At 54.3% G+C, this 12,630-nt stretch carries 12 protein-coding genes; 3 read left to right on the plus strand and 9 right to left on the minus strand.

All coding sequences use genetic code 11. The annotated features are described in order from the left end of the window. Positions 1-127 precede the first annotated feature (127 nt). The 3 genes from Psfp_RS00955 to Psfp_RS00965 form a co-directional block, all read right to left on the minus strand. A complete protein-coding gene (locus Psfp_RS00955; protein WP_134216683.1) occupies positions 128-388 on the minus strand; it encodes a YlmC/YmxH family sporulation protein in 261 nt (86 codons plus the stop codon). A gap of 79 nt (positions 389-467) precedes the next feature. Next, positions 468-2,015, minus strand: a complete 1,548-nt coding sequence (gene murJ / locus Psfp_RS00960; RefSeq protein WP_134216684.1) for a murein biosynthesis integral membrane protein MurJ — start codon at positions 2,013-2,015, stop codon at positions 468-470. Between the two features lie 57 nt (positions 2,016-2,072). Beyond that, the gene (locus tag Psfp_RS00965) at positions 2,073-3,491 is read right to left on the minus strand and encodes a phosphoglucomutase/phosphomannomutase family protein (RefSeq protein WP_192895220.1); all 1,419 of its coding nucleotides are present in this window, start codon (positions 3,489-3,491) and stop codon (positions 2,073-2,075) included. Between the two features lie 282 nt (positions 3,492-3,773). Between Psfp_RS00965 and Psfp_RS21415 the strand changes: the two genes are divergently transcribed. Then, positions 3,774-3,920 carry a hypothetical protein gene (locus Psfp_RS21415; RefSeq protein ID WP_190259446.1) on the plus strand — a complete coding sequence of 49 codons (147 nt, stop codon included), beginning with the start codon at positions 3,774-3,776 and terminating at the stop codon, positions 3,918-3,920. Positions 3,921-4,029: 109 nt separating this feature from the next. Here Psfp_RS21415 and Psfp_RS00970 read toward each other — a convergent pair whose 3' ends face one another. From Psfp_RS00970 to fabZ, 4 genes are all read right to left on the minus strand, one after another. Next, positions 4,030-4,950 (minus strand): SDR family oxidoreductase, encoded by a 921-nt coding sequence (locus Psfp_RS00970; RefSeq protein WP_134216686.1) that lies wholly within the window; start codon positions 4,948-4,950, stop codon positions 4,030-4,032. Further along, positions 4,947-5,843 carry a UTP--glucose-1-phosphate uridylyltransferase GalU gene (gene galU, locus Psfp_RS00975; RefSeq protein WP_134216687.1) on the minus strand — a complete coding sequence of 299 codons (897 nt, stop codon included), beginning with the start codon at positions 5,841-5,843 and terminating at the stop codon, positions 4,947-4,949. Before galU ends, Psfp_RS00970 begins: the two co-directional genes overlap by 4 nt. 71 nt (positions 5,844-5,914) lie before the next feature. Then, entirely contained in the window at positions 5,915-7,021 is a 1,107-nt protein-coding gene (locus tag Psfp_RS00980; RefSeq protein WP_134216688.1) for an MraY family glycosyltransferase, read from the minus strand. A 175-nt stretch (positions 7,022-7,196) separates the two neighbouring features. After that, positions 7,197-7,631 carry a 3-hydroxyacyl-ACP dehydratase FabZ gene (gene fabZ / locus Psfp_RS00985; protein ID WP_134216689.1) on the minus strand — a complete coding sequence of 145 codons (435 nt, stop codon included), beginning with the start codon at positions 7,629-7,631 and terminating at the stop codon, positions 7,197-7,199. 156 nt (positions 7,632-7,787) lie between these two features. Between fabZ and Psfp_RS00990 the strand changes: the two genes are divergently transcribed. Beyond that, positions 7,788-8,270, plus strand: a complete 483-nt coding sequence (locus Psfp_RS00990; RefSeq protein ID WP_134216690.1) for a DUF4330 domain-containing protein — start codon at positions 7,788-7,790, stop codon at positions 8,268-8,270. A 34-nt stretch (positions 8,271-8,304) separates the two neighbouring features. On the opposite strand, the gene Psfp_RS00995 is transcribed toward Psfp_RS00990, so the two are convergent. Continuing rightward, on the minus strand, positions 8,305-9,483 hold the full coding sequence (locus Psfp_RS00995) for a glycosyltransferase (protein WP_243120410.1): 1,179 nt from the start codon (positions 9,481-9,483) through the stop codon (positions 8,305-8,307). Further along, the gene (locus Psfp_RS01000) at positions 9,480-10,610 is read right to left on the minus strand and encodes a glycosyltransferase family 4 protein (RefSeq protein WP_134216691.1); all 1,131 of its coding nucleotides are present in this window, start codon (positions 10,608-10,610) and stop codon (positions 9,480-9,482) included. The genes Psfp_RS00995 and Psfp_RS01000 overlap by 4 nt, the downstream gene beginning before the upstream one ends. Positions 10,611-10,749: 139 nt before the next feature. Between Psfp_RS01000 and Psfp_RS01005 the strand changes: the two genes are divergently transcribed. Next, positions 10,750-12,276 carry an O-antigen ligase family protein gene (locus Psfp_RS01005; protein ID WP_134216692.1) on the plus strand — a complete coding sequence of 509 codons (1,527 nt, stop codon included), beginning with the start codon at positions 10,750-10,752 and terminating at the stop codon, positions 12,274-12,276. The last annotated feature ends 354 nt before the right edge of the window (positions 12,277-12,630 follow it).

A 12,630-nucleotide genomic window follows, 5' to 3' on the forward strand; every position in this document is an offset into this window, starting at 1 on the left:
CCCCCTGGGCAGAGGTTTCGAATGGGGGGCAGTAGACTCCCTCTTAACACAACATAACAGGAATCACAGTAATTCTAACAAAAACGGGTAAACATTGTCAACAAAACGGTTTAACCGGATCGCTTTGTTAAAAATAGACGCGCGACTGGGTGTCGACCTCAACCAGCACGGTGTGCACTCCAAATTTTCTGATGTTTTCCCACGGAACCACTACATCCCTGCCTGCGTTCATGAGCCCGAAATATTTTCTTTCACCTGAGCCCAGAACCAGGGCAAGCACCTGTCCTGTTTCCAGGTCGATTTGGACATCTTTTACAGCTCCTAATTTAGCACCATCGCTAAGGTTGACAATATCTCGCTGGACGAGTTCTGAAATTCTAAAAGCCATGACTGACACCTCCTCCCCACACCCTATGCCGGAAGGAGCATTTTGGCGCCTGTCACCTTAAATATTTTGAGCTGGTTTATCAGCCGTCCGCCCTACCCCCCCTGGCTGTACGCCAGAAATACCGGACCTCGCGAGCCCCCAGCAGCAGGACGGCGGCCAGGTAAACCGCCAGACCGGCCGCGCCGGCCAGCCCAACCTGGAGAATCAGCCCGGCAGTACCGGAGAGCCAACCATCCAGTGCGCGGTTTGCCGCATAGGTGGCGGCAGCCATCAATCCGGCGGAGACCAGCACGGCCAGACCGAATTTAAGCAGTCCATTATGGTAAAGACCAGGTAATTTTTTTCCAAGGAACACCACCAACAGGGTCATGTTGGCCAGGCTGTACAGAGAACTGGCCAGGGCCAGCCCTCCCAGTTGCAGGGGGCTGATCAGGATCAAACTCATAACCAGGTTGAGTAGAACCGCAACAACGGCAATCTTTACCGGTGTTCGGGTATCCTGGAGAGAGTAAAAGACCCGTGTCAGCAAGAAAACGCCTGCTTGACCCAGCAAGCCGATAGCGTAGAAAAAGACGGCTATTGAAGTTATTTCTGCTGACCCTTCATTAAAAGCCCCTCTTTCAAAGGCCAGAGACACGATAGGCTTACTTAGAACCATCAAACCAACACTGGCGGGAACAGTGATCAGCGCTACGGCTTTGAGTGATTTACTCAAAATATCGGCAACCCCGTCCCGGTCCCCTGCCGCAGCCCGCGCCGACAGCGTAGGGAAAACAGCTGTACTCAAAGCCATACCGAATAACCCCAGGGGAAACTGGTTCAACCTGTCGGCATAACTAAGCGCTGAGAGACTTCCTACCGGCAGCCAGGTACCCAGCACCACATTAATCAGGATAGGCGCCTGGTTGATGGCTATGCCCAGTACGGACGGCAAAGCCAGGTAATAAACCTGCCGTACTCCAGGATGTTTGAAGTCAATATTTAAACTCAGCCGGAAGCCGGACTTGAGCAAGGCCGGCAGCTGGACCAGGGCCATCCCGACAGCGGCCAATACCGTACCCAGAGCCAGACCTTGAATATCGTAAAAAACCCCCAGGGTAAGCGCAAATATAATAATTAAAATATTGTTGACCGAAGTGCTGAAAGCCGGCAACCCGAAGGTATTATTGGCATTTAGAAGACCTGTAAAGAGGGAAGCCAGTCCGGTAAAAACCATCAGCGGCATCATGATGCGAAGCAGTTCCACGATCAACGGCCACTCACTCTGATAACTGGGCCCTAGAAGCTTAACCAGGAGCGGTGCCCCCAGGATACCGATCAAAGAAGCCCCCAGGTAGAACAGGGAAACGATAACCATGACTGTATTGAATACCTTCCAGGCCTCGCCTTTCTTCCCCTGGCTGGCATACTCAACAAATACCGGCACGATCACCGTAGCCAGTGCCCCACTGACGATAGCTAACAGCATATTGGGCATTTTTATAGCTATTTGATAGCAGTCATAGGACATGGTGGTACCAAACTGATGGGCTATCACCATATCGCGCGCCAGGCCCAGCACCTTGGACATTAAGCTAAAAAAGGCGATGATTAACGTCGCCTTGAAAATGAATTTACCTGTCGTCATATTTCAACACCGCATACTTCTTTCTACAATGGTCCGGCAAATCCTTCTTTATTTAATCTACAGCCCCAGCAAACTTCTTGTTGCCGCCTGGATTTCTTTGATTTCTTCATGGCTTTCGGCTTCCACGTAAATTCTAAACAACGGTTCGGTCCCTGAGGCCCGGATCAACAACCATGCGCCTCCCTCAAGCAGCAGCTTAACCCCGTCGACGGAGGAACTCCCGGTCACTTTTCGACCGGCAACCTCCTCCGGCATGAAACTTTGCAGAACACCCAATACTCTCTCCTTATCGGCTGGGGAAGTATGCACATCCAGGCGTTCGCTGTAGAGGTGGCCGTATTCTCCGGCGATATCTTCCAGCAGATCGGTCAGGCTCTTGCCGTGCACAGCCACCATTTCCGCTGCCAGCAACCCCGCCAGGATGCCGTCTTTTTCCGGAACGTGACCCTGTATGGATAAACCGCCGCTCTCCTCACCGCCCACTATTACGCCTTGCTCCAATATGCACTGCCCGATGTACTTAAAGCCCACCGGGGTTTCAAACACTTTGAGCCCCTTCCGATCAGCCATGCGGTCCAGCAGGTGGGTGGTGGCTACGGTCCGCGCCACAGGACCCTCCAGCCCCCGGAAGGTGAGCAGGTGGTAATACAAAAGCGGCAGGAACTGGTTGGGGGTAATGAATTCTCCGTTGGCGTCAATAATTCCAAAACGGTCGGCGTCGCCGTCCAGCGCCAGGCCCAGCCGGGCGCCTCCCTCTACCACTATTCGCCGCAGTTCCTGGAGAGACTTGGCGGTTGGCTCCGGCAGGCTTCCTCCAAATAGCGGGTCACGGTGGCAGTGGATGGCCACTACTTCCGCCCCGGCCCTGGTTAATAGGTCTTCCAGGTACCCCACGCCCGCTCCGCACATGGGATCTACCGCGATCTTCAGCCCGGCCTTGCCGATAGCGTTCAAATCCACCAGACTGGCCAGGTGCTCGGCATAATCGCTATGCGGATCGATAGTAATGACGGAGGCTTTGGAGGATACCGTCCGGCCGTCTTCACCGGTTGTACCCGTGCCCTGCAGTTGCCTGATGTTGTCTTCGATTTCCGCGGTAATATGGGGCAGCGCAGGCCCGGCGTATTCCGGAATGAATTTAAAACCGTTGTATTCCGGCGGGTTGTGGCTGGCTGTAAGCATCACAGCGCCTCCCGCCTGCTGCAGCCACACTGCCAGGGCAACTACCGGGGTAGGAGTTGAACGCGCGGTCAGATAAACGGTTATGCCCTGTTCAGCCAATACTCTCGCTATCTCAGATGCAAACCGCTCAGACATAAAGCGGTTGTCGTAACCCACCACAATGCCCTTCGCCGCCAGGTTGTGGGCGTTTATATAGCGGGCTACGGCCCGCGCCACCAGCCTCACGTTGTCAAAAGTGAAATCCTCGGCAAGAATGCCGCGCCAGCCATCAGTGCCAAACGATATCCTCTTCATCACAATCCTCCCGGTAACTAAGTAATTGGAATCCCTGTTTTAATCACTATGCTTAAAGCCTTTTATACAGTTCGTTTCTTAAATATATGCTGCCCGGGTAAAATTTTCCAGACGATGATTCATATTCTGCCGCTCCTCCCAGTATAATCTATAAAATGGCGCCGATCAAACATGCTCATAACTTTCCTTCATCCCAAAGCTAAGTTTTCCGGGGGGAGTTGTGATTATGCACAGCCGCGCGTCTCTTTGCCTTAAGGCAAATTTGAAGCAGGAGGGGTAACTGTGCGAAAGCAGGAAGTTATACATAAACTGGGAGAACGCAAAAAAATGTTTGAAGACTACCTGGAACTAGTCAGACGGCAACCCCGGCTACCGGTCCATAAGGACCGCCCATATCGCGTCAACACACCCAGGAAAGCCTGGAAATAATATTCCGGGGCGCCCACATGAACCCATAGGAAGACAAAAAAGCTGCCGGATTTAAGTCCCGCAGCCTGAATTATGCAAGAGTTGCTATCGCTAATACTACACTCCTGTTTTACTTGTTTTCCACCCGGTAATATTCCAACGTCCGCCGCAGTCCAGCCTCCAGGCTGACGCGGGGAGCCCAGTTCAGAGCCTCCCGGGCCCGGTTGTTGGCCAGGTAACTATGAGTAATATCACCGGGACGGGGCGGGCAATACTCGGGCTCCAGCGGGCTATTGGTCAATTCCTTCATAATCTTGAACAAGTTGTTGACGGAGATCCTGGTACCCGTACTGACGTTCAGTATTTTTCCGTGGCCCTGGAATAGCGCGGCCAGATTGGCTGAAGCCACGTCCCCCACATAGATAAAATCCCTGGTCTGCTCGCCGTCTCCAAAAATCTTGGGGCGCTTGCCGTTTAAAAAACGATCCGCAAATACCGCCACCACGCCGCCTTCCCCGGAGGCGTCCTGGCGGGGGCCGCAAACGTTGGAATAGCGCAGGACGGTGGTTTTAATCCCGTAAATCTCACTGTAGATTTTCAGGTAATGCTCCACGGTATGCTTTGAAGCCCCATATGGAGATTGGGGTTCAATCACGTGGTCCTCATCAACAGGCAGGTAGGCCGGCCTGCCGTACACGGCTGCGGAAGAGGCGTAAATAACTTTGCCGACACGATTGCGGCGGCAGGCTTCGAGCAGGTTGATGGCGCCCAGAATATTAATTCTGGCGTCGGCGAGAGGCTCCTGCAAAGAGCGCTGGACGTCAATTTGCGCGGCCTGGTGGATTACGGCGTCCGGTTTGACCCTCGCCAATACCTCGCCCAATTCCGCGTCCTCAACCTTGACATGGTAAAAATCAACCGCCGGGTTTATATTTTCAAACCGGCCGGTGGAAAGGTCGTCCACAACCGCAACCTGCATACCCGATTCCAACAATGTGTCTACAATATGGGAACCGATAAACCCGGCGCCCCCGGTTACCACAACTTTCAATCGACAGCCCCCTCACTGGAGAGCCGGCTGCCCAAGGCCAGCAGGTACTTCCTGAATTCGCCGGCAAGGTCCGGCCGGGCCAAAGCAAACTCCACCGTTGCTTTGAGAAACCCAAGCTTATCACCAACATCATAGCGCCTGCCCTGGAAAGCCAGCCCATAAATGGGCTTCTCACGGCACAGGACCCGCAGGGCGTCGGTAAGCTGAATTTCTCCTCCGGCTCCGGGCCTGGTTTCAGCCAAAACCGGAAATATGCGAGGTTCAATCACATAGCGTCCCATCACGGCCAGGCGGGAAGGAGCTTTATCCACAGGAGGCTTCTCCACCAAATCCTTAATCCGGTAGACCCCGGGGCTTTCCTCAACCGCATCCAGGATCCCGTACTTGCTCACGTCCTCTAAAGGCACTTCCATCACCGCGATCACCGAGGACTGTACCTCGTCGTAAAGGTCCGTCAACTGCCGCAGGCAGGGTGTGTCGCTCTGCACGATATCGTCACCCAACAGCACGCCAAAGGGTTCTTCACCGATAAACTGCCTGGCGTAATAAACGGCGTGGCCCAGACCCAGCTGCTCTTTTTGGCGTATGTAATGGAGGTCTACCAGATCACTGATGTCCCGAACCAGTTCCAGAAGATCTTTTTTCCCTTTTTCTTTCAGATGCGCCTCCAGCTCGAGGGCTTTATCGAAGTGATCCTCAATAGCACGCTTGTTACTTCCTGTTATGATCAGGAGCTGGTCTATACCGGAGCCAACTGCCTCCTCAATAATGTACTGAATGGCAGGCTTATCTACTATGGGAAGCATTTCCTTCGGCTGGGCCTTGGTGGCGGGCAAAAAACGCAGGCCCCTGCCCGCAGCCGGGATGATCGCTTTTCTTACTTTTTTTATCATAAAACCACTCCTTTTACGCTAATAAATGAGATACTTCGAGCAATTTAACTCCTGATGACCAAACAGCGGTCCTACATGTGTGAGGACCGCTGCTGTTTATTCGGTTGAGTTGTATAGGCCGCCCGGCTTCTCGCTCCGGTGACGCCCAGCTTGTTCGCCAATATCAGCACGGCGGTCGATAAAACCACCAGGAAGATAATGGCCTGTTTGGGAGTAAGCAGAGTCAGCAATATGGCGCTCAGGCCCAGCACGATGTTTACCCCGTAGATGCACAAAACGGCCTGACGGTGGTTGAGTCCCATTTTCATCAGGCGGTGGTGCAGGTGTTGCTTATCCGGCTGAAAGATTGGCTTTTGCCCGTTGAAACGCCTGATAATAGCGCAGATAGTATCCAGCAGGGGTATCCCCAGAATAACCACAGGTATGATAACTGAAATGAAGGTTGCGCTTTTTGCCAGACCCATCACAGACAGGACGGCTACACTGAACCCGAGGTACATCGAACCCGTGTCCCCGAGAAAGATCTTGGCCGGATAAAAATTGTAGCGCAGGAAACCAAGCACCGCGGCAGCCAGGATCAGCGCCAGGGCTATGGCCTCGTACTGTCCCGGGGAAGCGCCTGCAGCGTTTCTGTTCGTCTCAATCCAAACCACCGCGGCCAGGGTCAGACTGGCAATGCAAACGGTGCCCCCGGCCAGACCGTCCAACCCGTCGATAAGGTTCACCGCGTTGGTGACTGAAACAATCCACAGCACGGTTACCGGGATACTCAGCAGGCCGAGCGCAAAATATTCCTCGGAAAAGGGGTTGGTCAAAATTTCCACCCTGAGTCCGAAGAATGGTATAACGGCAACGGCACACGCGGCAACCAGCTGACCGGCCAGCTTGACTCTGGGACTGATCCCCCGGGTGTCGTCAACAAAGCCCAGAAGTATAATCAGACCCCCGCCCAGCAGCAAGCCTATGATGTGGCCGGAGATCTGCTGCGTCAGCAGGACCGCCGTTGTAAAGGCGATAAAAACAGCCAGGCCGCCAAGCCTGGGCATTACCTGCTGGTGCACTTTTCTCTGATTCGGACGATCCAGGGCGCCCCATTTAAAAGCCCACTTCCTGACCAGGGGGGTAATCAACAGGACCACCCCTAATGCCAGCAGGATAGCCGTGACCGGTATCTGCACGCAGGCATCACTCCAAAACCCATAGTACAAGCACGATATCATACGTATTTTATCGTAATACGTCCCTTGGTGACAATAATGAAAAGGAAATCTTTACGGTTAAATAATCGATTAATAAACGAAATAGGACAATTAGCACTAAAATGCTCTTTATATTTCCCTATTTCGCAAGATCTTACGTTTTCTCCAAAGGTATCGCAAACATCAGCTCGGCCTCGGCAGCCATTTCCTCATCCACATAAGCAGCGGCGTAACTTTTACCGACCCGCCCGCGCAGTTTGCGGATTTCCACTTCAATTCTCAGCCGGTCGCCCGGTACCACCTGCCGGCGAAAGCGCGCTTTGTCAATCCCGGCAAAAAGAGGAATCTTCCCGGCAAATTCAGGCATTAATAAAAGGAGCGTCGCTCCCACCTGGGCCATGGCCTCTATAATCAATACCCCCGGCATAACCGGATAACCGGGGTAATGTCCTTGAAAGAACGGTTCATTGACGCTGACGTTCTTAATCCCCACCACCTTGCGCCCTTCCTCCACGGCAACGATCCTGTCAACAAGAAGAAAAGGGTAGCGGTGGGGCAATATTGACTGAATCTGGTTAATATCCAACAAAAATACAACCCCTCCTTGTCTATATTATAAACCCGGTTGTTACAAAATAAAACATTTGTTTTGCCAGCACGGTCAATGTCTCCTCACACCAACTTCAAGTTGATCTGCCGGGAGAATTGATTTATATTGTAATAAGAAAGTGGAAAGGGGACAGACATGAAACTAGTTGACGAAAAAGGAAAACTTTTTGGGTTGATTAATATTGTTGACTTCCTGGTTCTGTTAGCTGTACTGCTGGTCCTGGGCGGGGCCGCCTACAAATTAAAGGGGGGGACCGGCGGCGACACTGCCAGCAAGACGGTCAGGGTGACTGTTCTCGCCCCAGGCATCAGGCCTGAAATGCTGACCAGCATCAAAGTAGGTGACAGGATGGCGTCAGGCTCCAGCTTCACCAACGTGGTTATCAAGGACATCAAAATCCGGCCGGCTTACAGTATTACCACGGACAGCGCCGGGCGGCGGGTGGAAGCGACCGACCCGTATTTAAAGGATTTGATTGTCGTAGTTGAGGGGAAAACCAACATCTCCGGCGCCACCATCAACCTCGGGGATCAGGAAATCCGCAGGAGCAAGGATTACTATATCAAGTCCCTTGACTACGAATTCAAGGGCATGATCCTGGACGTGACTATTGAATAAAAAGAAGCAGGGGGACGGTTCTTTTGCTTCCTAATTAGGAATAAAAAGAACCGTCCCCCTGCTTCCTACGCTCTACGCCCAATTTGCGGGCAATCTCCTCTTCAATGACCGCGGCTCTGGCCTGCCAGGAATTCTCCTCAGCCAGCCGCAGCCGCCCGGCTGCTTTTTGCGGTGAATCTTTGGCCAGTTCCTCCTCCATCTTTTTCAAAAACTCCGGCTGATTACGGTAAACCGCAATAGCAGGCTGGAAAGGACGCACCTCGGGCAAATCTGAGGAAACCACGGGTTTGCCGGCAGCAAGGTATTCATAAAGCTTAACCGGGTTCACTCCTCGCGTCAGTTCGTTGATTTTAAACGGGATCAAGGCCAGGTCCAGGCCTTTCAGGTAGGAAGGAAGGGTCGCGTAACTCTTGCGGCCCAGGAGGTGGACGTTGGGCAACGCCTTTAGAATCGTCACGTCGGTATCGACAGGCCCGATCAACACCAGCGACCATTCCGGGTGCGTACGGGCCGCCGCTGCCAGCAGCTCCTGATCCAGCCACCGGCTCACCGCCCCAACATAACCGGCGACCGGACGGGGCAGGGAGGCTATTTCCGGCGGGATCTCCAGTTCGGGCTGCAGGGCTTTGTTGAAATGCGTGACATCGGCGCCGTTGGGAGCCAATAACAGGTCCGGCGCCTGGTCTTTCTTACTCTGGTACAACTCGCCGGCGCTGGTTAGCGTGACGTTGGCGCGGCCAAACAGTTCCCTTTCCATGCCCGCCACGGTTTCCCTCTTAATGAGTCCGGGAAAGGCCGTGTGTTCATCCGCGCAATCATATACCAGCAGGAGGTCCCGCGACAGCGGCAGGTCCACCGTGTTGGGCAGGTAGGTCCAGTATATGGTGGGCTGCCACCCCAGTTCACGGCAGACTCTTTTCAGGCCGGCGGCAAGTATCCGCTGGTTGAAACGGTTTACTACCCGGTAGATGTTGCCGAACGGCAATAATACCGGAGGACTGTAAACCCGGATCCGGTCATCAACACTGCGTACATGGTCATGGGGCTGTTTGCGCAGTTCAGGATTCTTCAGGGGGGAGAGATACGTGATGGGAGGGTCAACGTAGAGCACCCGGTTGCCCTGGCCGGCAAAGATAGACATGAATTGTTGCGCCCTGGCCCACATGCCTTCCCAGTCGGCGGCCGAAAGGCAGACAATCGTTTCTCCTCTCAATTTTCACACCCCGCTACCCGGCGATATAACTCCTCCGTACGGCGCGCCATGACCTGGGCTGTGAATTTTTCGCCAACGACTTGACTTGCTTTTTTAGCCATTTCCGCGGCTGCCTGCGGATGTTCCAGCATCCAGATGATATTTTTGGCCAGGGCCGCCGAATTGGCAGGCGGCGACAACAAGCCGGTTTCCCCGTGCAATACCACCTCAGGCAGCCCGCCGGCTTCGGTTGAAACTACGGGTATGCCCAGCGCCATAGCCTCAACCGCTGTCAGGCCGAAGCCCTCCCAGAGCGACGAGATCACCAGCAGGTCCAGGTCCGCCATCAGAGGACGCACCTCAGATACAAATCCGGTAAACGCGACCTGGCCTGCTATGCCAAGTTGACCGGCCATCTCCTCAAGGGCCGGCCGCTGGGGCCCCTCGCCCACCACTACAAAGCGGACCTCCGGATGCTGCTCCAGGACAATCCTGGCCGCCTCCAAAAAATATTGATGTCCCTTGACAGGATGCAGGCGGGCCACGATACCCACCAGCGGCACGGCAGGACCATAGCCGAGCATGGTCCTCACGCCGGCTGTTTCTGATGAAGGACTGAAGTCCTCAATGACAATGCCGTTATAGATCACCGTAACCCGGTCGGCCGGAACGCCGCCGGCAACCAGCTTTGCCTTGAGCCCCTGGGAAACCGCGATAAATTGGTCGGTCCAGCCTCGCGTGGCCCGTTCGGTAATGCTGTTGACCTGCCGCCTGAAGAAACCCGGGTAATCCCTTTCCAGAAGGCTGTGCACGGTCGTCACCACCGGTTTTCTGTTGGCCTGGCGGGCGGCCAGCCTGCCCAGCAGGTTGGCTCTAACACCATGGGTATGGACGATATCAAAATTATTTTTGCGGATGATAGAAGCCAGCTTGCCCACCACACTCAAATCAGTCCTGTTTCTCATGGTCACGTCAAAGGCATTTATCCCGGCTTGAGCGGCAATCCCTACAAAGGGATCGCTGAAGAGACAGCAAACGGTGACCTCCACCATTTGCGGATTCAGAGCCCCGGCCAGATTAATAATATGTCTTTCGGCGCCGCCGAATTCACCGCCGCCGATAATATGGACAACTTTGATCAAACCCACAAAAAATAGCTCCCTTACTTTGCTTTTCCCATTTTATCAATTAACAGGCCTTTCCACAAGAACCCTGCCCCCAATCCTTCTGGATTTCCCCGGCGCTTTGCTTTATAATAATAAGGATTATTGTTTAAGGAGGATCCTTGTGGCCAAAGCACAGGTATGGCAGGAAAGTTTGGTTGGCCGCTTGACTGCGGGGACAATGCGGGCATGGCAGCAGAGCGCGGTTTACGGGTGGACTTACGGCACGCCGGCCTATAGCCGTCAGGAAGCGGTACGCCTTTCACTGCTGGGACGGATAACAACTGCCGCTGCCGGGACTTTAGGTCGCCCGCTTGAGATAACCGGCGCAGCAATCAGGCGCGGTCTGGCCGAAAGCCTGTTTTTTAAAATCAAATTCCCGCCCGTGTTCAATAACAGCATGGCCTTGCGCAGCCTCGCCGGTATCCGTGTGGAGACACTGCTGTGGCTGGTCTTTTCATATATCCTGGTTGACTACGCATTGCGCGAGTCACTGGGAACTACCTCCTCTTTGGCAAGCTACTGGGATGAGCTGCTGCTCGTCGCCACTTTCCTGGCCTGGCCTGTGCAGATGGCCTTGCGGGGAAAGCTGACCTACCGTCTTACCCCGCTGGATTTACCAATACTGCTTTACCTGGCGGCAGCGGCCTTCCTTTTCCTGGTCCGCTCACCACAGCTCGAAATAGCCGTGGAGGGAGTGCGGGTTTATGTGGAGTACCTGTTCTGGTTCTTCGTGGCCAGCAACCTCCTGCTTAACAAGAGGCAGGTCCGGGCGCTGGTGAACTGGCTGGTACTGCTTGGCACGCTGGTGGCGCTGCACGGTGTCTACCAGTACATCATCGGGGTTGAAATACCGTCCACCTGGCTGGACAGCACGGAAAGCGTCAGGACCAGGGTCTTTTCCATCGTCGGCAGCCCCAATGTCCTGGGCAGCTTCCTGGTGCTGGTCATCCCCATCACGGTGAGCCAGGTCCTGTCCGCCAGAGGCAGGTTGCTGAAGTATTTTTACGCCCTTTGTCTGGCGCCGATGGTGCTGAGTCTCTTCTTTACCTATTCCCGCGGGGCCTGGCTGGCCATGGCCGGCGCCCTGGCTATTTACGGTCTGCTTTACAACTGGCGCATCCTGCTGGCCCTGGCGGCGGCCGCCTACACGGCGCCAAAGGTTATTCCGGGTATCGCCTCCCGCATCGGCTACATGCTGTCCCCCGCTTACCTGCTCAGCAGCGCCCGGGCGGGACGTGTAGCCCGCTGGAACATGGCTCTGAACAAGCTGCAAAACCACCCGCTGGTTGGCGAGGGGTTCGGCCGTTTCGGCGGAGCGGTCGCGGCCCGCCATATTCCCAGCAGTAATTACGTGGACAACTTTTACCTCAAGACAGCCGCCGAATCAGGCTTACTGGGCGTTGCCGCCCTGCTCTGGCTTCTTCTGTGCGGTATCCGGTGCGCCCTGAACTCCTACCGGAGGCTCACCGATACCTACCTGAAGGGGCTTGCCATGGGCTTGATATCCGGTCTATTGGGCGTCCTCCTGCACAACGGCGTGGAAAACATCTTCGAAGTCCCGATGATGACCGTCTACTTCTGGCTGCTTTTAGGCATGACCGCCGCGCTGCCCTGCCTGGAAGGACAGGAGACCCCACCGGTAGATTAGAGGTGCATAAAGCCGCCTGGTGGTCACACCATGGCGGCTTTTTTAATCATCTTTTGTTGCTGCAGCTTCTTCAGGCGCCAACCCTATCTCTTCATCAATAATGGAAATGATCTGTTCTAACCAAAATCTATCTCTTGGCCTCTTCATTTTAACATCAAAAGAAAAGCAGACATTTCTGTCTGCATGTCGTGTCTTATGGGGCGCTACTTAGCGACTCCATCCTTCCATAGGACTGCCTCTTGGGCAAATGTCAGGTTCTCCGGCACAAAGCCTAGAGGCTACAGGTAGAGCCGTAACCGTCAACCTGGTGAGTGTCACCCCAACCGCCTGACTCTTCTAAGACATCCTTAATGC

Source organism: Pelotomaculum sp. FP (genome assembly GCF_004369245.1).
GTDB classification, from domain to species: domain Bacteria; phylum Bacillota; class Desulfotomaculia; order Desulfotomaculales; family Pelotomaculaceae; genus Pelotomaculum_C; species Pelotomaculum_C schinkii.

Coding starts and splice junctions, on each gene's coding strand:
- murJ (WP_134216684.1), bottom strand. CDS start 2,015: ATGACGACAGGTAAATTCATTTTCAAGGCGACGTTAATCATCGCCTTT.
- Psfp_RS00965 (WP_192895220.1), bottom strand. CDS start 3,491: ATGAAGAGGATATCGTTTGGCACTGATGGCTGGCGCGGCATTCTTGCC.
- galU (WP_134216687.1), bottom strand. CDS start 5,843: ATGATAAAAAAAGTAAGAAAAGCGATCATCCCGGCTGCGGGCAGGGGC.
- Psfp_RS00990 (WP_134216690.1), top strand. CDS start 7,788: ATGAAACTAGTTGACGAAAAAGGAAAACTTTTTGGGTTGATTAATATT.
- Psfp_RS00955 (WP_134216683.1), bottom strand. CDS start 388: ATGGCTTTTAGAATTTCAGAACTCGTCCAGCGAGATATTGTCAACCTT.